This window comes from Brucella gallinifaecis, assembly GCF_006476605.1.
GTDB lineage: Bacteria > Pseudomonadota > Alphaproteobacteria > Rhizobiales > Rhizobiaceae > Brucella > Brucella gallinifaecis.
This window is the reverse complement of record NZ_ML636820.1, coordinates 1-22316: the sequence shown is the minus strand read 5'-3', so window position 1 is coordinate 22316 and position 22316 is coordinate 1. Positions and strand designations below refer to the sequence as shown.

Genomic DNA, 22316 nt, shown 5'->3' with positions numbered 1-22316 from the left:
CAAAAGCCGTAAAATAAACATCGATCCGCAAACGGTCGGCCAACCGTATATCGGTGCCCCTTTAATGTTCAGGGGCCATAATGAGCTTCGATGGTACTGATGTGAGCGAGGAGACGGTAGCGATAATGCGCTCAGTCGTCAGGACCTTGTCAGTCAAACCATAACAAAGTCCGATCATTGCCGACAAGTCGGGCCGCTAACGTAGGATTTCGCCCTCTCCCGCAAACGACCCCATATAGGTAATTCAATCCCTGAGCCGCCGGAGTTGCTGCGGCAGAGCTAAGGCCAGCCCGGAGCAGGACCGCGCAAATCAAAATCAGCGCTGTAGGTCCTGAAATGGGCGATAGGAAATACAGCAAGCTCCCAGATCATTGTCCCTGAAGATTATCCATGGCAGACAAAACCTTCATTTCTCGACTTGAAGAAGCCCATGGATGTGTACGCCGCGTTCCCTTCCTATACCCCTGAGATCCGCTTGTGGTTTTCGCGGTCTTTGACATTCTTTTCCGACCAGTTGCACGTCTGTAGTTTTTAGACTACATTCGTTCAATGATCGAGTTAAAGCAGACGGCGACTTTCGCCAAATGGGAAACCCGTCTACGGGACAAACGAGCCAGAACCATTATTGCGGCGCGATTGATGCGGCTGGCCGAGGGGTTGCCGGGAGACGTGGAGCCGGTGGGCGAAGGCATCAGCGAACTACGGATTCATTACGGCCCCGGCTATCGCGTCTATTTCCAGCAGCGCGGGAATATTGTGATTGTGTTGCTATGTGGCGGAAGCAAAGGCTCACAGAGCCGCGATATTGCCGCTGCAAAAAAGCTCGCCAACGAATGGAGCAAACAAGATGACTGAAAAACTAACTACCTATGATCCCGCCGCAGCACTGGTCGATGATGAGGAAATTGCGGCGTTCATGGCCGATGCTTTTGAAACTGGCGATGCGGCCTATGTTGCAAAGGCGCTTGGCGTCGTCGCTCGGGCCAAAGGCATGACCGAAATTTCTCGCAAAACCGGCCTCTCCCGCGAACAGCTTTATCGTTCGTTTAGTGAACGCGGGAACCCGACGCTCAAGACCACACTGGCGGTGATGCGCGCCCTTGGCGTTGACATAACAGCCAAGGCTCATGCTTCACAGTAACCTGTGTTCTGGCTTTCGTGCTTTTGAACCCAGCTCATGGGGGAGTGCCGAGATTTGACACTCATTTCTTTTGCAGTTCTGCCAGATTGTTCTCGACAGCGGCGATATTCAGTTCCAGCTCGGCAATCTGTTTGAGGATGTGTTTATTTGGCAGGTCATCACAGTTTGCAGCTTCTTCCAGAAGTTTGCGTTGTTGTGTCTGCAAAATATCGGAAAGCCGTCTGAAGCGCTTCGCGAGTGCCTTGTCATCTGATGAGTTCAACGTGTTTCCTTTATTGTTATTATTTTTGCTGCATTTGGAAGCCGACGAGACATATCAGAATCGAGTGTTGGAAACCTGAGACAGCCTGCGCTTTCCAACGCGCTATAGGGCTGGGGAAGGTTGCAAGTAAAGCTGCGATCTATGCGACAAAGCTTTCAAGACGCCGGATTCGTTCCGGCTTTCATTTTACAGCAATGAAATACCGACCGCGGCCTTGTGTGCCGCATCAAAAGCTTCAACGGCATCTTCACGGATGAACAGAAGTTTGGCTGATTTTCCTTGTCCAACCCCGACGGCATGTTCGCGTTTGATCATACCGCGCTGCTCCATGGTTTTGCCCAGCACCTCCATCTGCGAATAATGGGAATCCACGATTTTAGCGAGATCGGTCGCAGTAACTTTTTCGCCGCGCCTGTTGCCTGCAAATACGAAGCTAATGAAGGCGGCCTGACGATAGCGTGCAGCGCCTGTGTCACCGGGAAAGCGTGAGTGGAGAATAAGATCGCAAAGCGTGCCACACAGATCGGGTTCGGGCAGGGGTGGCAGGGACTTGGCCTCTAATGGTGTCACTTCATGTCCGGCCATGGCGCCCAGCCCCATCGAGACGAGATTGCCAAGCAATACAGGAATACGCGTCCCAAGGAACTGCGCCATCTGAATAACTTTCTCGTGGTCGTCCCGATGAATAAAGGGCTCTGTCGCAAATTTTTTAGCGGGTTATAGTCGGCCTTCTCTGCGGACACACTTATGCTGCGAGTTCCGCAAAGACCTCGAATGGCGAGCGGTTGTCATTTGCAAATTGGTTCTTGCGGATCATATGTGCGACTTCGATGCCTGCGATTGTTGCTGAAGCTGAATGCAACGCTTTGAAGCCCATCATCGGCTTTGTGATCCGCTTGATGAACCGATGATCCTGCTCAAGGATGTTATTGAGATATTTGACCTGAAGAATTTCAATCATCTTGCTGTGCCCCGTGATTTTCAGGATGTTGTTTACAGCCTGGGCTCCGGCGAGATTGGCGCCGCTTTTATCAATGACAATCTTCGTTGGGATGCCGTTGTTTGCCATGGCCTTCTTGAAAAAACGCCGTGCAGCACCGAGATTTCGGCGTTCAGAGAGCATGAAGTCCAGAGTTTGACCATCACGATCAACCGCCCGATATAAATATGTCCATTTCCCTTTGACCTTTATATAGGTCTCGTCAATACGCCATGAACCGCGTGTTGGGCGTTTACGCTTCTGTGCTTGATCTACGATCTGTGGCGCGTAACGAACGACCCAGCGGTTCAGTGTTGCATGGTCAACGTCTACGCCTCGTTCAGCCATGATTTCCTGCAGATCACGATAGGAAACAGAATAACGGACGTAAAAGAAAACAGCATAGAGGATGACGCTTTTGGGGAAATGTGCCCCTGTGAAATCGATCGCCATCCCCATTCTCCTCGCTCGAATATCCGCATCAAACGTATAATAGCGAAGAAAAGGTCAAAATTTTGCGACAGAGCCGCTATAAGTCACTGTAATAATTTATATTAATGGTACCAATATGGGTACGAAATATGTTTAGTAGTCTTCAGGACATGTCATGCCGAACGGTCTAATTTCAAAGAATATCAATTAAATGGACCAATAGGACAAATCATGGTTCTGATGGGATGGACGCATGCTCCTCCATGGTGCTCAACGCATCCATTCTGCCACATTAAGGCCGTCGGAGGGCGTCCATCCCATCAGAACCGGGAAAGCAAAAGACAAAGGCTGGTGAAGGAGCGGGGAGCGGTCTGAAATTGTCTTCAACTACATGGCGCAGTCGCAAAAGCATATTTTGTATTTTGTCTGAATTCATGCAGCATCTCCTCCGTGCTTCAGTCTGACAATTTACAGAAGTAAATATTTCTATTGTTCATCACCATAATGAAATTCACGTAAATTCTTAAAATATTTTATAATTTTTCCGTCATATGTAACATTATTATAAATGCTATTCTGTATTTTATTGCGAATATCGGTTGGCTTTTCGCCGTATTTTTCCTGAAACAGTTTTGAGAAAGCGCTATAATCGCTAAAGCCGGCTTGATAAGCAAGTTCTGCTAGATGCACACGCTTGCCAGCGGAAGCTGTGAGGCGCTTGAAAGCCAGCGACAGGCGTTTGTTTCTGATGGCTGTAGCTACGCCTTCATCCTCAGCAAAAATTCGATACAAATGAGAGCGCGATATTTTGAAACGCTTTTGTATGCTATCTGTTGAGAGGTTTGGACTTTCGATATTGCTGTCAATAAAGTCCAGTATTCTTTGCTTGGTTATAAGCGAGATCGTTGACGACTCAGCTTGATTGAATTCCTTGCCGTTCAACCCGAGCGTGAACATATCGATGATTGAATTTTGAATACCCTCAATCTGGGTCTCATTGAGATGAGGCGAGACTTTCAGGAAGCCCTGCGCACAGTCAATCAGAAAGGCTGTCAAAGGATCTTCCGATGTCAGGATGCGCCCATGAATATTGCCGTTCAAACCGCTTCTTTGCATATGCGATCTTGGCAAAACGAGAGATATGCGCGATCCAGCTGAAACTTCACTTTGAAACTGGTAGGCCATATCCATTATGGAAATATCACCCACAAATGCCTGTGAGCTTACTCCGTTGAAATCTCCCCGTAACGTTCCTGCCGTTACGATTTGGATCATGTAATTGTCGAGGCCAAAACTAGAGATTGAACGCTGATCGCGGATATACTTTTGCGCATTGAACTTTGTCGATCCGAGAACGATTTCACCGACTTGTTTGGCAGAAATTTCCCCATAAAAGGATTTTTGTTCGTCGTTCGGGTTTTTCACGGTCTCAAATGCGGGGCGTGTTACTTCACGCCAATAGTCGTTTCGATGACTTTCTTCAATTAATTCAGTCGATAATTTAATTGTATTTATCATCATTCATTCCCCCGTATTCTTCAGATCAAATTTATTGATTAAAAGAAAAGACGAATATTTATGAATGAATCAAAACGCGTAATAAAATAGAGGCGTAGAACTTATAAAGGTGCTCTTATTTCATACTATTGTCTAAGTCTTTTTGCAAATTGTTATTTGTGCATCGTTACGTCATCTCCATGGAAGTGTTGGGTAAGCGGCGTCATGGTCCGCGGCAAAGCAGTTATGGAGATTTGCGTTGAAGATTTTTGTTTTTGGCAGTGTGAACGTTGATGTCAGTGCCAGAATGGCGGCGCTTCCGCGTCCCGGTCAGACCATCAATGCGTTACTATGGGACGGACGGGTCTTGGCGGTAAAGGTGCCAATCAGGCAGTGGCTGTTGCGAAACTTGGTGGTGAAATCCGCTTTGTTTGTGCGGTGTTGTCATGTCTGGATGGCGCCCGTTTGGCAATATGATTTTGGTCATGCATCAGTTCGAATCCGATCAGACGAATAACGCAAGATCACAAACTGCGGCGAATTGATTCACCAAAGAAGCTCAATGCGGCACTTAAAATGGATGCCTATTTTGTACAAAGTCGAGATAAGGTTCTGTGACAAAAAATTTTGCAACAAAGCCTGCTGGAGAGATTGATTTTTTCTTTGAAGGCTTTTCAGTTTCAAAAAACCGCGAAAGATCTTCTTTCGCGCTTTTTAAAGGAATCCCGGCTTTTAGCGCGCAGCAGGCAGCATGGCTTCGGCCTTTGAAATCCCAGCGAGCTGGAATGAGAAGGAGAGATCACGGCCATCACGTGCTTTCAAATTGGCCGTCATCGTCTTGCCGGCGCGCAGTGCTTTCAGCCAATTAGCATCGACCTGTGAATCCGCATAACAACCGCCGCCATCGCAGCTTTGCCACTTCAGTGTACCTACCTGCTTATCATCAATCAGCACCTTCACAGCTTCAGGTAGACTCACTCCGTTTGGCAAAGTAAAAACTGCGTTGGTTTCCGACTGTCCGGCGACACGAGTAAACGAAGCGGTCGATACACGTTGACTCTGATTGCCTTGTCTTAAAACAATGCTTTGCGAAAACTCGCAAAGCAGCCGTTCAGTTTGCAGTTGATTTGAGCAGGTCGTCAGCCAGAGTGGCGCTGCGGGCGCACTATTCTGTTCTGCCTGCTGTCCATCGTCAGTTACCTGGTCTTGCGCATGAGCGACGGAGCTACCCACAAGCATTGCAGCAAAAGCGATCATAGTCGTGATCTGTCGGATCATAGTTTCTCTTCTCTCATTCGCATTTAAAAACGTAGTCCAAGATTGACAGTTGCAGTATGGTCAACGGTCTTTTCACTCCACTGGCCCTGATAGCCGAAGGTCAAACGGGTTATGTTGGCCGTGTCGTAGAAAGTTAGTCCTGTATCCAGACGCCCGGTGATATCGCCAAACTGACTATAATTACGGAAAGTCCCGTCTGCACCACTTGCTCCAGCGAATGTCGCGTTAACGTAGACATCATCCTTGTTGGCGAAACTGACTTCACCACGCAGATAGGCTTGCATCATAAGCGAGCTGGTGATTGAAGTTTCGACACCTACTTCAAGTGACGGGGTTGCGGAAAGAACCCACTGACCCGAGCTATCGAGTTGCAGTCCGTAGGCACTGTTACTCTCCGTTGCGCTCCCAGAATAGAGATAGCTTGCATCGAAATCCACCGCTGGACGAAGATAGACCGCACCATCTGTTGGCTGATAACGATAGGCCGTTCCTATCCGGGAATTGGCTTGACTGATCCGCTGTTTGACGGTCGCGGTACCGCCGATGACCGGATCACCGCCCGGCAATGTGCCGTAGATATCGATCAGTCGCGTACTGTCATATCGGGCTGTTCCGCCATTGAGAATGCCATAGAGTTCCCATGGTCCCTTATATTTCGCAAGCGACACACCGAACAAAGCCCTTTGACCTTCAGATGAGAACCGATCACCACTGCTCAGGCTGAAATCTTCGAGGCCCGTTCCGATACCCAGATAAAGGTCTTCTGCCACAGGCATTCGCACACCCGCATAAACGCCGGAGCTTTGTGTTTCAAAGCTGCGATTCTGGAAGGAAGGATCACGATCCAGTCGGCCAGTGCTTGCACTCATCCAGTAACAGTTTTTGCTATCACCCATACGCGCCGCGAAATTGTCATAGCCACAGGCGGCCATTGTCCGCGCAAAACGATATCCCGATTGCAGGGCATCGACCTGAGTCGTTGCATAATCCTGCGAACTGAGATTATCCATCGCATTGAGGACTTCGCCACTCGTTTGCATGTTGGCAATCAATGCGAATATTGGCCCCATCGCGACCGATCCCTGCCCGGAAAGCACGCGCTCTGCATGTTCGGCTGTCAGGGTCTGATTGCGGTTCATACCGATCATACGGAAATCGGCATGCGGAATGAGATCAATTGATGATCCATCACCTGTCGGGCCATTCAATCCGATTTCATAGCTCATCACAGCCGTGCCCACGACGGTCGCGCCGTCATCTGCAGTTGCACCGCTGGCATTCACTAGTGCCAAGGGCTGCAAGCGATCAAGCTGGTGCAGCACAGGAATGACCGTTCCCGCAATTGTGGCATTGCCCGTGACATTGATCAGATCGCTATTACCGCCCGAGACCGTATCCTGACGGAAATAGACATCCGCAGTATAGGTTGCTGTATTGGTAAAGCTCAGTGATCCGGTCAAAGCTGTCGTCTGGCTGACGTTCTGCGTGACCGCAAATTCTGAACCAGCCATACGCGCACTTAGGGCCGTATTGGGTGTGTAATAAGCCACGCCTCCGAGATAAAGATTTCCGTCGATACGCAGTTGCCCCGAGGCACCGAGATTAACCTCATTTTGCGCATAGAACGAAGCGCCTTGCGTCACTGTCATCGAATTGACGCCGCCGCCAAGATCGATATTGCCAACGGCGTGTCCATTCAGCGTAACCTGATCAGAACCGTCGCTACCGCTGATGATACGGTTATTGAGTGCCATCAGAAAGCTGTCTGAAGACAATGCCAACGTATTGGCCGTTCCTCCGTCGATCATGACAGCCGCAGTTTCCACCATTGCTTCATTGCTTGGTTGGCCCTTGCTGCCACCGATGATCACGCCGTCGAGCGCCACATCAATCATACCGGCACCATCTTTGCCGTCAGACTGGGCAAGAACTGCAATGCCGCGTTCACCGAGGGACAAGATGTTGCCAGTCAGATCAAGTGTTATGCTGCCGCCCTGACCGCTACCGCCAGCACTGCCGTGGAACAGACCATCCACACTAGCGCCGCCGCCGCCGAGACTTTGTGCGAGGATGCCGATCGAGTCCGCACCCGTGACAACAAGGTTGCCCTGATTGGTGAAATCGATTGCGCCGCCACTACCGGCATTGTCACCAGAAAGTAGAAGCTCGATGCTTGTCTTGGCCAAGTTTGTACCAATAAGACCACCACCTCCACCGATACTTTGCAGGACAAAACCATGGGAACGAGCACCTGTCGTGCTGATATCGCCGCTGTTGTCGACCAGAATGTCACCGCCGTCACCCGTCGACCCATCCCTTGCCCCAAGTGTCAGCTGTGCATGATCGATGCCTGTGAGATAGGCTTCGCCACCACCCGCTCCAATCGACTGAACAATCTGCCCGCTTGCATTGTCTCCCCGTGTAGAAACCGTGCCGTTAAGGGCCAGTTCAATTGCGCCACCATTGTTGCGCATTGATGGATCTGCACCGAGCGTAACGATTGCATTGCGTTGACCGGAACCTTCGCTGCGATCAGCGCCAGAAACAACCATCCGCCCACCGCCGCCGCCGATAGACTGAGCCAGTCCGCCGCCAGACAGATTACCGAAGGTGGACACATTGCCTTTGCGGCTTGCGATCACATCGCCACCGGAAGAATCATCGGTGTTAATCGCACCAAGCATGGCATTCAATGTGAAGTCACCGGCGATGCTGGACGCCATCGTAGTTGTCGAAAGACCGCCACCGCCACCGATGCTCTGCATGAGCAGACCTGCAGAGCGATCCGATGTCGTTACAATATCGCCCTGGTGGGACTGACTGATTGTGGCACCGTTGTTGCCATCCACATCATTACCACCAAGTGACAGGCTGCTCGTCAGAGAAGCCGCAGCAGCACCGGCTGTCGCTCCTTCGGACGCCGTGGCAAAATCAAGGAACGTATCAACGTTGCCGCCGCCGCCATTAACAGACTGACTAAAGATCGCCTGGCTGCCTGCACCGGTGACGATGATATCACCGCTGCTGTTTACAGTAACCTCCCCTGCCGATCCTTTGGTGCCTGTACGAGCACCAAGTGCTGTCGAGATGATATAGTCCGCGGCCATGACAGCAGGCGTGGAGATGGAGAGTGCTGCATTGCCACCGCCACCGCCGACCGACTGTGCGAAAATACCATAGCTGTTTTCACCACTGACTCGGATAGTCCCGCTATGATTGACGGTAACATCTCCGCCATCAGCCCCATCACCACCAGCTCCACCAATTGCGATCTTGGAGTAGGATTGACCTCTGGCCTGATTGACCAGATCGTTAAGCGACAATGCCACTGCCATGCCGCCATTGCCGCCGCCGCCACCGACTGACTGAGCCAAAACGCCATAGGATTGTAATCCTGACACGTTGATTTCGCCTGTGTTGGTGACGATAACAGTTCCCGCTGCATTTCCGCTACCACCTGATCCGCCAATATTCAACGCCATTGACGGATTGGTTTCGGCACCTTTTTGCAAAGCAAGACTACCGGTAATGGAATAACCACCATTACCGCCACCACCGCCGATGGATTGGGCAAGAATGCCATGAGCTTTATCGCCGCGTGTCACGATCAAACCGTCATTGACGACATCGACTGCACCACCCGTGCCACCATCTGAACCGGAACCACCAATCCCCAATTGCAAGCCCTGTTCGCTATTGGCTGTGCTTGAAGGCTTGGTCACCGTAACTGAAAGAACTTCGCCACCGTTACCGCCGCCGCCGCCAATGGATTGCGCGAAAATTCCGTGGCTTTCGTCACCATCAGTGATGATCCTTGCACCGGTCGCATTCTTGACATCGACTTTGCCGGCAGCTCCACCGCTGCCGCCTGAACCACCAATGAGCAAAGCGTTACGTGTGCTGTTATCGGCATCACTTCCGGCTACGATATTGCGCACATGTTGTGCATCGCCACCGCCGCCGCCAACAGCTTGGGCAAATATACCATTGGCAGTTTTGCCCTGAGTGCCGATATCGCTGGTGTTGGTCACGCTGACATCGCCAGATTTTGCTCCCATTCCACCAGTCCCACCAATTGAAAGCGTAATTGTGCTGGCAATGGTCGAGCGAAGGCTAACATTGAGGTTTTCAATCAGCCCCCCTTTGCCACCGCCACCGCCAACCGATTGAGCCATGATACCATGAGCACCGTCTCCCCTGGTTGTAAGCACGTTGCCATTGGTTACGGTAACGTTGCGTGACTCCATACCTTCCCCGCCTGAGCCGCCAATATTAAGCGACATCGCCGTGCCAATTGAGTCGCCTTTCACGATATTTTTTGCGATGTTGCGTCGGGACACACCAGAGTTTGCAAAGCCACCGGTGCCTCCTGTACCACCTATTGACTGAGCAAAAATACCCATCGAGGTGCTGCCCTCTGTCACAATACGGGCCTTGCTGGCCACATCAACCTCTCCAGAAACTCCGCCGGTGCCGCCTTTCCCGCCAATATTCAGTGAGTACGACGTCGCCTTACCAGCCGAGCCAGTCGCACCACCAGCATTGCCGCCACCACCGCCAACTGACTGGGCAAAGATACCATGCGCACCGTTGCCCTGTGTGTACAACGAACCATCAGCATCGATCTTTACATTGCCAGCTTTGCCACCACTGCCGCCTTCCAACCCAACGTTAACTGCAAAACTATTACTTTTATCATCTTTGTTCTTAGGTGTACTTAGGGACGCTGAAATAGTCGTTGAATTTCCACCGCCATTGCCGATAGACTGTGCAAACAAGCCATGAGAACGATTACCTTGTGTGTGTATTGCGCCACCGCTTGTAATCCTGACATCACCAGCCGTGCCGCCCGTTCCACCATAACGACCGATTGAGATAGTGGCATTGCCATTATTCCCACCTGTTTTAAGCGAATTACTACCGGCATTACCGCCCCCACCGCCAACCGATTGTGCAAATATCCCGTGTGAATCAGCGCCTTGCGTATCAACTGCACCTGAATGTTGAACAGCGACATCGGAACTAGCCCCCCCCGCGCCAGTGCCGCCACCAACTGCTATACTGATGCCCTTCGTAGAAGCTTCCTCTCCCTGCTCCGAAAGCAGTTCTTCTAAGACAGCACCCGCATCCGAAGTAGTTTTGCCACCACCTATCCATTTTTCCAGACCCAGTCCTTCAGAAAACAACCCAGTATTCGAGGCAGCATTGCCACCACCGCCACCGATCGATTGCGCAAAAATGCCGTGACTTCCGTCTTTATGCGTAACAATTTCCCCAACATTGGAAATCGCCACCTCTCCCCCCCGCCCCGCATTGCCGCCATCTCCACCAATGGCCAGCGTTACTGAATAGTTTGACTTGGTCTCGCTGCTCTCGGCATCAGTTGTAACGCTGCTGTTCTCTTCATTGTCATCGCCTGGAGCCTTAGTCTTACTCACACCCCGGGTTATGGTAACCCCCGAATTGCCGCCGCCCCCACCAATACTGTTCGCCTCAATGCCATGAGCATTAAGACCATTAGTCTCGATCACACCTGCCGATTGGGCCTTGCTCCCGCGTGTGATATTAACTTCACTGGCGTCGCCACCTCCAGAGCCTTTGCCACCAACACTTATGGCAACCGGGCTGCTATCCTTGGTAACAACAGCACTGACATTCATGCCGCCCGTACCGCCGCCGCCGCCAATCGATTGCGCAAAGATGCCACGGGCCTGATCACCATCAGTCTTGATCTCCCCTACAGAGATGACTTTGACGGTGCCGGAGTTCGCACCCGTACCACTAGAGCCGCCTACACCCACAACAATGCTCATATCTGTCGCACTGCCTGAATTATCTGAGCTACCCCAATTCAGCTGCCCGCTGACATTGAGTGCGCCATTACCGCCACCTCCAGCGATGGATTGCGCCAGAATGCCGTGTTTCCAGTTACCGTTGACTTTTATACTACCAACCTGATCGACCACCACATTACCAGATATGCTGCCAGCACCACCGAAACCTCCAACACCGAGAGTTAAGGCAGGAATCTTACCGTCCTTGCTAATGGCCGCACTGCCAGAGACATTGAGGCCGCCAGTGCCGCCACCGCCGCCGATCGACTGTGCAAGAATTCCAGCCGAACTTTGGACGCCTGATGATTTATCATCGGAGTTAGCTGGCGCTCCTACAATAATATTGGCACGGGAACTAACGCTAACGTCTTTTCCTACCCCCGCATTCGCAGCGAAACCACCAACCCCGGCAGTAAGTGAAGTATCAGAAACAATGCCACCACTAACATTCATGCCGCCATTACCACCGCCGCCGCCAACCGACTGCGCCAGAATGCCGGATCGACCGCTGCCGTGGGACAAAATTGTGCTGCCTGCACCGATATTGACATCCACTGTGCTGGCATTGCCGCCAGTGCCGCCGAAACCGCCGATGCCGATTAGAACGCCATAGGACTTGCTCGCGTCAGGCTGGCCTTCGCCCGGCTTGCCACTGATCGCAACCCCGCCACTGACATTCAGTCCTCCCTGCCCGCCGCCACCACCAATCGATTGCGCGACCACGCCGTCTGCACCCTGCGTTTCATTAAACGTAACGCTACCATCGCTGTTGATGGTGCGCGGCAGCGTAGTCAACAAACCAGTATAGGAAAGATCAACCGCACCGGCATCGCCACCACCGCCACCAAAGCCACCCACACCCGCCGAGACGGAAAAAATCGTGCTCGAGCCTGATGGTTTGGTCAAAGACAGCGAACCGGAAATATTGGTGCCGCCGACACCACCACCGCCGCCAAGGCTTTGCGCCAGAAGGCCCGTGGAACGGTCACCGAATGTGTTGACGGTTCCAATCACATCAAGCCCAACCGAACCTGCATCGCCGCCTGCGCCACCAAAACCACCAACGCCAAGCGCTACAGCAGCGCCCGATTGGCCAGTCAAGCTAACCGCACCAGCGACATTGATACCACCAGTACCACCACCACCGCCAACCGATTGCGCCATGACAGCGATGCTTTCATCGCCAATGGTCGTGATGTTGTCATAGGTGTTTGTGACACGCACTTTGCTCGTCACATTGCCGCCGTTACCGCCGCCGCCGCCGAATCCGCCGAGACCAAGCGATGCAGCACCGCCGTTCTGCTGACTTAGATTAAGCGTTCCGGCCACGGTCATGCCGCCATTGCCGCCGCCTCCGCCCAAACTTTGTGTAACAATGGCCGAGCTTCTGTCGCCAAAAGTCAACACGCCACCGGTGGCGTCTGAAGCTGTCAATGCACCTGCATCGGCACCGCCACCGCCAAAACCACCGACGCCAAGGGCCATGGCAGCACTTGTTTGCCGAGACAGAGAAACAGCCCCACTGACATTCAAACCGCCATTGCCGCCGCCACCACCAAGGCTCTGGCTGAGAATACCAATGGAATCTACGCCATGGGTTTCCACATAGCCAATCACGGTCTGATCGACAGATCCAGCAACGCCGCCGTTTCCACCGAAGCCACCGATGCCGAATCCGAGGGCACCGGAGAACTGTGGTGCCACTGAAAGCCCGCCGGAAATGTTGATGCCACCATTACCGCCGCCGCCGCCAAGGCTTTGAGCAACAATACCCGAAGAACGGTCGCCAGATGTAACAACGATGCCGTCATATTTGCCGGTCACATCACCTGCAAAACCACCATCACCGCCGAAACCACCGACACCGACAGCCGCAACACCCGACCCATTACCAGAGATGCTGAGCGTGCCGCTGACATTGATGCCACCATTGCCTCCGCCACCTCCGACTGACTGCACAAGAACACCAGTCGCATCTGCGCCCTGTGTCGTGACATTGCCTGTAAGATCGTTACTTGCAGTAGAGGCACTGCCACCGGAGCCGCCAAAACCGCCAATACCCAGACCGACAGCCCCGCTATTTTGTGCAGCAAGGCTCACGGCACCCGTTACATTGATACCACCATTGCCACCACCGCCGCCAAGCGACTGCACAATTACACCGCCGGAACGATCACCCTTGGTAAAGATGTCGCCGGTCATATTGTTTGAAGCAGATGCACCTGTTCCGCCGGAACCGCCGGAACCACCGATACCGACGCTGGCTGCACCGGAGCCGTTGCCAGATACACTAACCACGCCGGAAATATTGATGGCACCATTGCCTCCACCGCCGCCAGCAGACTGAACAACAACACCGCTCGCATCATCGCCGAATGTCTGGACATTACCATCAATGGTGCTATCGGCGGCACCTGCGTTGCCACCATCGCCACCGCTGCCACCAATACCGACCGAGACACCACCTGAACCTGTTCCGGCAACGGTGACCGTGCCCGATACATTCATGCCGCCGTTGCCGCCGCCACCGCCCAAGGATTGGACGACAACGGCAGAAGAACTGTCACCTTCAGTGATTACATCACCGGTTAGAACAGAAGTCGCTGCGCCCGAAGCGCCGCCCGAACCGCCTGAGCCGCCAAGCCCCACCGCAGCACCACCTGAGCCTGTTCCAGCAACCGCAACGGTCGCTGATATATTCATGCCACCATTACCACCGCCGCCGCCAAGCGACTGCACGAGAAGGCCTGTAGACTGATCACCAAGCGTGGCCAAATTGCCGGTCACATGACTGTCGACCTCGCCACCTGTGCCGCCCGCGCCACTGCTTCCACCAAGCCCGACACTTACAGCTCCAGAACCAGTACCTGCACCGCTTCCTGCTGCTGTCACATTGAAGCCGCCATTACCGCCGCCGCCGCCAATGGACTGAGCCACGACGGCCGACGACTGCGCGCCTCGTGTAAGGACATCATTTTTGACGGTCAAATCGACTTTACCGCCATTGCCACCACCAGCACCGCTGCCACCAAGGCCAACCGAGATTGCACCCGATCCGGTCCCGGCGCCTGACAGCGACGGAGTGATATTGAAACCACCGTTACCGCCACCACCGCCAATCGACTGAGCGAGAACGCCAGTAGATGCTGCGCCACGTGTTTCGATATTAGCATTGGTCTTTGCAATAACAATGGAACCATCGCCACCACCTGAACCGCTACCGCCAAGGCCGACGCTGACCGAGCCAGCACCGACGCCAGCTGCCGAAACACCGGCACTGACATTAAAGCCGCCATTACCGCCGCCACCGCCAATCGATTGTGCGACAAAGCCAGATGAAGCAAAGCCTTCCGTCAGAATTTTTCCGTTTGAGGTAGCAGTGACCGAACCACCGTTGCCCCCGCCAGCACCCGAACCACCAAGCCCGACACTGACCGTGCCAGCACCGGTGCCCGAACCTGCAATCGAACCGGAAACGTTGAAACCACCATTACCACCGCCGCCGCCAATCGACTGGGCAAGAATAGCTGTAGAGTCATCACCTTCCGTCGTTACGTTACCGTCGACCGTCGCCGTAACCGTGGAACCGTCACCGCCGCTGCCTCCCGATCCGCTTAGTCCGACCGAAATCGAGCCGCTGCCCGCACCAGCCCCTGATACCGAACCTGAAACGGAGAAGCCGCCATTGCCACCGCCGCCGCCAATCGATTGTGCAACCACACCTGCGGAGCGATTACCCTGTGTTCCAACATTCTTGTTGATCTGCGCTGCAACTGTGCCACCAGCACCACCGGCACCCGCTGAACCGCCAAGTCCAACAGAAACACTGCCCGCACCGGCACCTGCACCGGCTGCACCGGCCGCAATCGAGAAGCCGCCATTACCGCCGCCGCCGCCAATCGACTGGATAAGAATAGCTCCAGAATCGTCGTTCTCAGTGACAACGACAGCATCGACCTGAGCATTGACCGCGCCGCCGGCACCACCGCCAGCCGCGGAACCGCCTACACCGACATTAACAGCGCCCGCGCCAGCACCGGCACCTGCAGCACCTGCAGCAATCGTGTAGCCGCCATTGCCGCCACCGCCACCCACAGATTGAGCAACGATTGCGGTCGAAAACTGGCCAGTGGTCCGAATGAGATCGCCACCGGCAATAAGATTAACTGTACCACCTGTGCCACCGCCAGAGCCGCTGCCGCCAACACCTGCGCTGATGGTTCCTGCACCACCACCGCTCGCAGCCACGCCAGCAGCAATGCTGCCGCCGCCATTACCGCCGCCACCGCCGATTGATTGTGCAAGCAACGCGGATGAGCTGTTACCACGCGTGGTAATATCTGCATCAGTGTAAACGCGGACAAGGCCACCATTGCCGCCATTGCCGCCTGAACCGCCGACACCAACAGAAACGCTGCCCGAAAAGATCAGCGAGCCACTGCCAGTTGCAGCCACCGCTAAACCGCCATTGCCGCCACCACCGCCTACTGACTGGAAAATCATTCCAGCCGAACGTTCGCCGGTTGTTACAACACTGCCGGAAAATCCGGAAGAAATCAGGTTACCGCTACCATCAACTTCACCGACGCGCACCTCGCCGCCAGCACCGCCTGATCCGCCAGAGCCACCAACCCCAACTGCCAAGGAACCCGAAACAGGCCCAGCAGAAGCAGCTGCCGAGATCGCGTAACCACCGTTACCGCCACCGCCGCCGATCGATTGCAACAAGATGCCCGCTGCATCAACACCTGCAGTTTGAACAGCTGCGTTACCACTTCCAGTCAGGATTGCAGTGCCGCCGGCACCGCCGCTGCCACCTGCGCCACCAACCGAAACCGAAGCCGCGCCAAATGCACCGACGGCTATGCTGACCGCGCCACCGCCATTGCCGCCGCCGCCACCGATTGATTGGATGAATACGCCGGTTGAGCGATCACCCGACGTCATTATCAATGAGGGCTGGCTGGCATCCGTGTCGGACAGGGTCACATTGACGTTGCCGCCCGCGCCACCTGCGCCGCCTTTGCCACCAATTCCCACGCCCGCGAAAAGGCCAACAGAACCCGACGAACCGCCATTGCCGCCACCGCCACCAATCGATTGTGCAAGAATGCCCATGGCATCATCGCCCTTGGTCGTGATCAGACCGTCATTGGTGACACTGACCGTTGATCCGGCTCCGCCGCCATTACCACTACCGCCGACCGCAACCATACCGCCGCTGGAGCCGCCATCACCGCCGCCGCCGCCAATCGATTGCGCAATAATGCCGCGAGCGCCATCACCTTCAGTATCGATACGACCGTTATTTGTAACCGAGACGGTAGAACCGCTACCTCCTTTCGACCCATTTCCGCCTATGCTGACCAGACCATAGGCATCGGCGCCCTGGCCACCAGAACCGCCAATTGACTGCGCCATAATCCCGTCGGCGAGATTACCTATTGTGTGGATCACTCCGCTTCCCGTGTTCGTCACGCTCACTGCGCCGCCCAAGCCACCATTCGATCCGACGCCGCCCATGGCAAGTGCGACGAGACCTGCGGCTGTACCGCCCGCACCGCCGCCGCCGCCAATCGATTGCGCCATGATGCCGCGTGATGCCACACCTTTGGTCTGGATTGCACCACCATTGCTGACAGTGACTGCACCACCATTTCCGCCATTGTCTGCTTGACCAATCAGCGAGACGAGCAAGTTTCCGCTGGTTCCAGCTGAACCGCCTGAACCGCCAATCGACTGCGCGAAGATACCATTGGAATAATCTTGTTCCGTTAGGATCTGTGCGCCTGCATAGGTGTTGACGTTTACCTGACCGCCATTGCCCCCATAACCGCCGCTCCCAGCTTCACCGACGAGTCCCCATTGGTCGCCACCATTGCCACCATTGTTGCTCACGCTCAGAGCATAGATACCATGGGCATTCTGGCCGTCGGTTGAGATTTTCCCATACTGGTTGACTGTGACATTGCCGCCATTTGAAGAATGTCCACCGGTGCCACCGCCAGGCGCCGCAAAACCACCGCCGCCATCGCCTGCTTCACCGCTTCGGCTATAAGCAAAAATACCATGGTTCGCATCGCCGGTTGTTTTGATTGTGCTTGACGAGGACTGCGTGGCGTTAACATTGCCGCCTGCTCCTCCGTCACCACCATCGCGACCACTCCAGAAGCTCGCATAGGAATTACCTCCCTTGCCGCCGTTGCCCCCAACACTACCGATTTCCCAGCCTATATTAGAGGTGGCATTGACGTTGCCACTCAGCGTCTGTGTGTTGGTCTGGCCTGTCGCACCATTGCCACCTGATGAGGGTGGGACAAACAACGCGCCAGCACGGCCATTACTGCCGTTCTTACCATAATTGACCTGTTTCACTCCGTTTGGCCCGGCCACATCAACAGGAGGCGTCAGTATCCCTTCTGAACCCGAACTATTGAAACTGTCATTGAAATCTACCGTGGACTGAACGAGGGCGAATTCGGCACTGCCTGTGGCCTGAGTACTGGTAACAACAGCCTTATCGCCGTCAACCGATGCCACGACGAATGCCACAGGCGGAGCATCGCTGTTGTAGAATACCTCGCCTTCGGTTTTAACGAGGAAAGTATAACCATCCGCTGTTTGAACGAAGGCAGTATTGCCAGCGGTCGCCGTTCCGGCCGGATCTACCCTTAAGGAGCTGACTGTTGTCGTGTAACCAGTGACGGGATTTGTAACAGTTTGGCCAATCGATGATGTCTTTGAAGGTTGTGGCAGCGGGTCTTCCGCATAAGCTGCTGGGATACTTATCGCGATCTGCATGCTCACCAGAACGGCAAGCCGCGCCGATTTACTTTTCGACGCCCCAAATGCACGTACACGCTTTTCGTCTGACATGACGCCGCCCCGTCCCTTGGTATCCACCCGCGTCGCGGCACCTAAGGCAAGCGCACAAAGATGCTTCTAATCGCGATAGATCTCAATCAGTTTTATGGAATTCCCCCGGAGTGCCGAGCCGCCTTCAACCTAAAATCGAATCAGGCTCATCACACGATTAAATATTTGATAATATTCATATAATTTACAATCCTACTGAATTGTTAGCAATATAGTTTGGATTAATTGCGGGTAGATTGAAAGTACGTGATGGAGTGGTCGCCCGCTCGGTGTCATCAATGTGCCAGGTTCTGTCGCAAAACTTTCACCTCTGCGGGGCCATTGTCTCTTCTGTGCGCATAATTGAATGAGGTGAACAGGATGGCGATCGATTTCAAAGGGGCTCATTTTCCCAAAAGTGTCATCCTCTATGCTGTTTTCTTTTACGTTCGCTATCGTGGCTCCTATCGTGATCTTCAGGAGATCATGGCTGAACGTGGTGTCGAGGTTGACCATGCAACCTTGAACCGTTGGGTTGTTCGTTACGCGCCCCAGATCGCAGATCAGGCACAAAAACGTAAACGCCTAACGCTTGGATCCTGGCGCGTTGACGAGACCTATCTCAAAGTCCGTAGCAAATGGGTTTACTTATACCGGGCCGTTGATCGTGACGGGCAAACGCTTGATTTCATGCTCGCCGAACGCCGAAACCTCGGTGCTGCACGGCGTTTCTTCAACAAAGCCATCGCTAGCAACGGTGTTCCAGACAAAATTGTCATTGATAAAAGCGGAGCCAATCTGGCCGGAGCACAGGCTATAAACACAATCATGAAAATCACCGGTCACAGCAAGATGATTGAAATCCTGCAGGTTAAATATCTCAACAATATCCTTGAGCAGGATCACCGGTTTATCAAGCGAATTACCAAACACATGTTGGGCTTCAAGGCATTTCATTCGGCCTCAGCGACAATCGCGGGCATCGAAGTGGCACATATGATCCGCAAGAAGCAATTCGCAAATGATAACATCTCCCCATTCGAAAGATTTGCGGAGCTCGCAGCATAATTGCGTCTGAAGATCAGGCCGCTTTGAACCTGATGAAAAATTTGCGGCACAACCAACAATATGAGGCTTACTTTAGTTCCACGAGCCTAGCGTGTCAGCGGGAACAAATCTTGCTCCGGCCCAAATAGGCTCACTGAATAACTACCGGCATCAGCCGGTAGTTATTCAGTGAAATGGGGAAACGCTCTAAACGGATTTTTGCAACAGAGCCACTTCCCCGGAGTCTGACATTTTTAATCTAATGAGTGGCCTCTATTACCAAAAACTGGCTGGGAACGCAGTGAGGACATTGTTTGTTTCGGGATTCCGCAATCGGATTTCAATCTTGCTATAATAGTCACATTCCACGTCGCAGTAACAAACCTTTTCAGTTGGCATTTTAAGAGACTCTAGCATTTCAATAGATGGAATGAAATTACAATAATCTACATCATTTTGTTTTAAATAGCCTGATGAATTTCTATTGATCGCTGTTTTAAAAAACAAACGCACTTTAGCTTTGCTCTGATAAGCAACAAGCTCGGCAATAACCGTTTGGCCTGGTTGTACAACTTGTGAAACTGCTGAAGTCGTACCAACCGTTATTTTTTTTCTATTCCGACTGGCCCGTCCAAAACTCTCCTCTACTTTAACAGTTGTTTTACCGCCCAAACCAAAAAATTCATACGAAATTTCTTGATCAAGCCCCAATTTTGCACCAGCTGACCACTCAGTCTGACTGGTTATCGCAATTTCCTTTTTTAAGGTTTCAGAAAATGTAGCGGGCTCTCTGGTATCATTGTTCCAAGTCGCTGAGGTGATAACCATAAGCTGTTCAGAACTTCCATCAAAGCTGATGGGATCAGCCCGTTGATAGCAAGTAGATGTTGTTGTTGGTGACCTTTGGAATTTAGCAAAAGCATTGTTACCACCACTACATACGTTTAGTGGTGTAGGATCCTTAAAATACAAGTAATCGAAGACATGATATTTAGTGCTAAATTTTTTCAAATGCTTTTTGAATGTATCTTCATTAAGTTGAAATTCAGCGATTGCTTCATCCGTAATGACAACATTGTCTGCGCCGCCGCTGCCCACTACATTGTCGGATGGTTTTGAAAAATCGATTTTTATATTAAATGGTGAACTACCCATTGTAACAAGCCTTTGTTTTAATTGAAGAAAAATTAATAAAAAATATTTATGTTCTAAAATATCATTAATACACATTATTACTGTCTATTTCTTGTTTTTCCTCCTGTTCATGAATATGATTGAAGCAATGGCGCGCCATTGCAGTATTTTGTGCTCTTCGGAAAACCGCTTGGCCTCTGTTGCAAGCCGCCCTCCCAGACCAATAATGATGTCTGGCAGATCATTTTCCGTAATCTGGTTCCGGTATTCTGTTGAATAAAGCAGGTGCTCTATTGCGCGGATCATCCCTGCGGAAACCGGTGCAAGCTTTGCCAGCACACGCCTTGCACCCATTGCATATCTGCGCCTGAGCAAGCCTTTGATTGTTGCCAATGCAAGCGTATCTCCTACCTGAAACCCTCCATCGCTTGGCGGCCGCACAAGAATGTTGATCTTCGCCCTTTGACAAATATTGTGAACTGTCAGAGCGTCTTCATCGCCGGCTTCAAGGAGCGTATAATAAAGCTCAATGGGTGATGGTTTTGGATCATCCCGTGTTTTGCGAACGAGAGCCGAGGCCCGCATTGCTTTATCGCATTGATCCACGATCAGGACTGGAATCTCGGGTATTCCTCCATGTGTTATTGCCGCAATTACGGTATGATAACCATCGACAACCTCCAGATGCGCTCCTGACTTTGTAACTGTCGGTGGTTTGAATGCCAGCCACTGCCACTCAGATGCAATTTTCTTAATCAGCCGGATAGATTTCTCTGACAGGCGATTTATGTAATCATTGCATATATATAAATCACTGGGATTCACGTAATCTAACTGAGGTATATTATTTACTATATTTGATGGCACTATATCAGAATGAATCATTGGCATTATATATTGCACTAACCTCTCCATAAACAATATACTTAAAATACTGGTAGATAGATTACCCTATTGATGCATGATAAAATCCTAATGAAAGGCTTTCGATGTAAGCTTGGAAAGATTCGTAGTTTCTAAAACAGAAACTACGATGTCAACAGAATTGAGAACGGATATCTAATAATGCCAGATTTTCTAAAAAATAAATCTACGCGATTGTATCTGTTTGAATGGATCGATTTTCGAAAAACATCCGCTCAGCAGCTGGCAAAGAGAATTAAAACCAGCAAAAGCGTCATTTCAAAACTGGGAAATGGCAAACAACGATACAATCAGGATTGGCTTGAGAAAATTGCGGAAGGGCTCCAGTGTGATCCTGTTGATCTGTTACGCCATCCACAAGAGCATTTCATAGAAGCTAAGTTTCGCAGCCTGCCGATGGCATCCCGTGTCAGTATACTGAAGAAAATGGAACAATGTGACAATTGCTGCTTATAAAGCTCTGCCAGCGGCACATACTGCAAGCCAGTCAAAATCAAGCTCTTAAGTTTCCCACCCGTATCGCTTGGCCAAAGCATACCAGCCTTCTATGGCTGCTACCCCGGCCCCACTCAATAGCCCTTGCAATGCAAGTTGCAGCTCGGGGTCATTGATCAGATAATGAGCAAATTGAGGATGCATTAAGCCCAATCCGGCCAAACACCCAACACCATACCTAAGAAGAACGCGCGCAATTGGAGCGGTCATATCAAACACCTTTTCTGAGAAAAATTACTCTGGAGCGGTTTCTGTTCTGGTTGAAGCTTTGAAGCGCTCTGAATGTTTTGGTGAATATTCATAGAACTTGAAGATTGGCATATTCTGATGCTCTAGAGCGTTTCCTGTTTTGATTGAATTATAAGAGCCTGTTCCAAAAAGGGTTGAGCGATTTCAGTGGGTTATGATTCAATCGGGTTTCTGACATACGATGGAGAT

General features: G+C 52.1%; 13 protein-coding genes and 1 pseudogene. 5 read left to right on the top strand and 9 right to left on the bottom strand.

The features are described from left to right. The first annotated feature begins 549 nt into the window (after positions 1 to 549). Both FHY56_RS17015 and FHY56_RS17010 read left to right on the top strand, forming a co-directional pair. Positions 550 to 855, top strand: coding sequence for a type II toxin-antitoxin system RelE/ParE family toxin (locus tag FHY56_RS17015; RefSeq protein ID WP_140906341.1), 306 nt, complete (start codon positions 550 to 552; stop codon positions 853 to 855). After that, positions 848 to 1141 carry an addiction module antidote protein gene (locus tag FHY56_RS17010; RefSeq protein WP_140906340.1) on the top strand — a complete coding sequence of 98 codons (294 nt, stop codon included), beginning with the start codon at positions 848 to 850 and terminating at the stop codon, positions 1139 to 1141. Before FHY56_RS17015 ends, FHY56_RS17010 begins: the two co-directional genes overlap by 8 nt. 61 nt (positions 1142 to 1202) lie before the next feature. Here FHY56_RS17010 and FHY56_RS17005 read toward each other — a convergent pair whose 3' ends face one another. From FHY56_RS17005 to FHY56_RS16990, 4 genes are all read right to left on the bottom strand, one after another. After that, positions 1203 to 1403 carry a hypothetical protein gene (locus tag FHY56_RS17005; protein ID WP_140906339.1) on the bottom strand — a complete coding sequence of 67 codons (201 nt, stop codon included), beginning with the start codon at positions 1401 to 1403 and terminating at the stop codon, positions 1203 to 1205. A gap of 186 nt (positions 1404 to 1589) precedes the next feature. After that, entirely contained in the window at positions 1590 to 2057 is a 468-nt protein-coding gene (locus FHY56_RS17000) for a hypothetical protein (RefSeq protein WP_140906338.1), read from the bottom strand. A 91-nt stretch (positions 2058 to 2148) separates the two neighbouring features. Continuing rightward, a complete protein-coding gene (locus FHY56_RS16995; RefSeq protein ID WP_140906337.1) occupies positions 2149 to 2835 on the bottom strand; it encodes an IS6 family transposase in 687 nt (228 codons plus the stop codon). A 465-nt stretch (positions 2836 to 3300) separates the two neighbouring features. Continuing rightward, positions 3301 to 4335 (bottom strand): helix-turn-helix domain-containing protein, encoded by a 1035-nt coding sequence (locus FHY56_RS16990; protein WP_140906336.1) that lies wholly within the window; start codon positions 4333 to 4335, stop codon positions 3301 to 3303. 235 nt (positions 4336 to 4570) lie between these two features. On the opposite strand from FHY56_RS16990, the pseudogene FHY56_RS16985 reads away from it, so the two are divergent. Next, positions 4571 to 4752: pseudogene (locus tag FHY56_RS16985) on the top strand (PfkB family carbohydrate kinase); the annotation flags it as partial. Between the two features lie 291 nt (positions 4753 to 5043). On the opposite strand, the gene FHY56_RS16980 reads toward FHY56_RS16985, so the two are convergent. Continuing rightward, positions 5044 to 5589 carry an invasion associated locus B family protein gene (locus FHY56_RS16980; protein WP_140906335.1) on the bottom strand — a complete coding sequence of 182 codons (546 nt, stop codon included), beginning with the start codon at positions 5587 to 5589 and terminating at the stop codon, positions 5044 to 5046. A 23-nt stretch (positions 5590 to 5612) separates the two neighbouring features. Further along, the gene (locus FHY56_RS16975) at positions 5613 to 18299 is read right to left on the bottom strand and encodes an autotransporter outer membrane beta-barrel domain-containing protein (protein ID WP_140906334.1); all 12687 of its coding nucleotides are present in this window, start codon (positions 18297 to 18299) and stop codon (positions 5613 to 5615) included. Positions 18300 to 18659: 360 nt separating this feature from the next. On the opposite strand from FHY56_RS16975, the gene FHY56_RS16970 reads away from it, so the two are divergent. Beyond that, positions 18660 to 19346 carry an IS6 family transposase gene (locus FHY56_RS16970; RefSeq protein WP_140906333.1) on the top strand — a complete coding sequence of 229 codons (687 nt, stop codon included), beginning with the start codon at positions 18660 to 18662 and terminating at the stop codon, positions 19344 to 19346. A gap of 255 nt (positions 19347 to 19601) precedes the next feature. On the opposite strand, the gene FHY56_RS16965 is transcribed toward FHY56_RS16970, so the two are convergent. After that, positions 19602 to 20555 carry a hypothetical protein gene (locus FHY56_RS16965; protein WP_140906332.1) on the bottom strand — a complete coding sequence of 318 codons (954 nt, stop codon included), beginning with the start codon at positions 20553 to 20555 and terminating at the stop codon, positions 19602 to 19604. 9 nt (positions 20556 to 20564) lie between these two features. Continuing rightward, positions 20565 to 21362, bottom strand: a complete 798-nt coding sequence (locus tag FHY56_RS16960; RefSeq protein ID WP_158447784.1) for a hypothetical protein — start codon at positions 21360 to 21362, stop codon at positions 20565 to 20567. 162 nt (positions 21363 to 21524) lie between these two features. On the opposite strand from FHY56_RS16960, the gene FHY56_RS16955 reads away from it, so the two are divergent. Next, positions 21525 to 21839, top strand: a complete 315-nt coding sequence (locus tag FHY56_RS16955; RefSeq protein ID WP_140906330.1) for a helix-turn-helix domain-containing protein — start codon at positions 21525 to 21527, stop codon at positions 21837 to 21839. Between the two features lie 45 nt (positions 21840 to 21884). On the opposite strand, the gene FHY56_RS17835 is transcribed toward FHY56_RS16955, so the two are convergent. Further along, positions 21885 to 22088 carry a hypothetical protein gene (locus FHY56_RS17835; RefSeq protein ID WP_158447783.1) on the bottom strand — a complete coding sequence of 68 codons (204 nt, stop codon included), beginning with the start codon at positions 22086 to 22088 and terminating at the stop codon, positions 21885 to 21887. Positions 22089 to 22316 lie beyond the last annotated feature (228 nt).

Excerpts from the sequence above, each read along its gene's own strand:
- FHY56_RS17010 (WP_140906340.1), top strand. The coding sequence starts at position 848 with ATGACTGAAAAACTAACTACCTATGATCCCGCCGCAGCACTGGTCGAT.
- FHY56_RS16970 (WP_140906333.1), top strand. The coding sequence starts at position 18,660 with ATGGCGATCGATTTCAAAGGGGCTCATTTTCCCAAAAGTGTCATCCTC.
- FHY56_RS17000 (WP_140906338.1), bottom strand. The coding sequence starts at position 2,057 with ATGGCGCAGTTCCTTGGGACGCGTATTCCTGTATTGCTTGGCAATCTC.
- FHY56_RS16990 (WP_140906336.1), bottom strand. The coding sequence starts at position 4,335 with ATGATGATAAATACAATTAAATTATCGACTGAATTAATTGAAGAAAGT.
- FHY56_RS16975 (WP_140906334.1), bottom strand. The coding sequence starts at position 18,299 with ATGTCAGACGAAAAGCGTGTACGTGCATTTGGGGCGTCGAAAAGTAAA.
- FHY56_RS17015 (WP_140906341.1), top strand. The coding sequence starts at position 550 with ATGATCGAGTTAAAGCAGACGGCGACTTTCGCCAAATGGGAAACCCGT.
- FHY56_RS16995 (WP_140906337.1), bottom strand. The coding sequence starts at position 2,835 with ATGGCGATCGATTTCACAGGGGCACATTTCCCCAAAAGCGTCATCCTC.
- FHY56_RS16980 (WP_140906335.1), bottom strand. The coding sequence starts at position 5,589 with ATGATCCGACAGATCACGACTATGATCGCTTTTGCTGCAATGCTTGTG.
- FHY56_RS16965 (WP_140906332.1), bottom strand. The coding sequence starts at position 20,555 with ATGTGTATTAATGATATTTTAGAACATAAATATTTTTTATTAATTTTT.
- FHY56_RS17835 (WP_158447783.1), bottom strand. The coding sequence starts at position 22,088 with ATGACCGCTCCAATTGCGCGCGTTCTTCTTAGGTATGGTGTTGGGTGT.
- FHY56_RS16955 (WP_140906330.1), top strand. The coding sequence starts at position 21,525 with ATGCCAGATTTTCTAAAAAATAAATCTACGCGATTGTATCTGTTTGAA.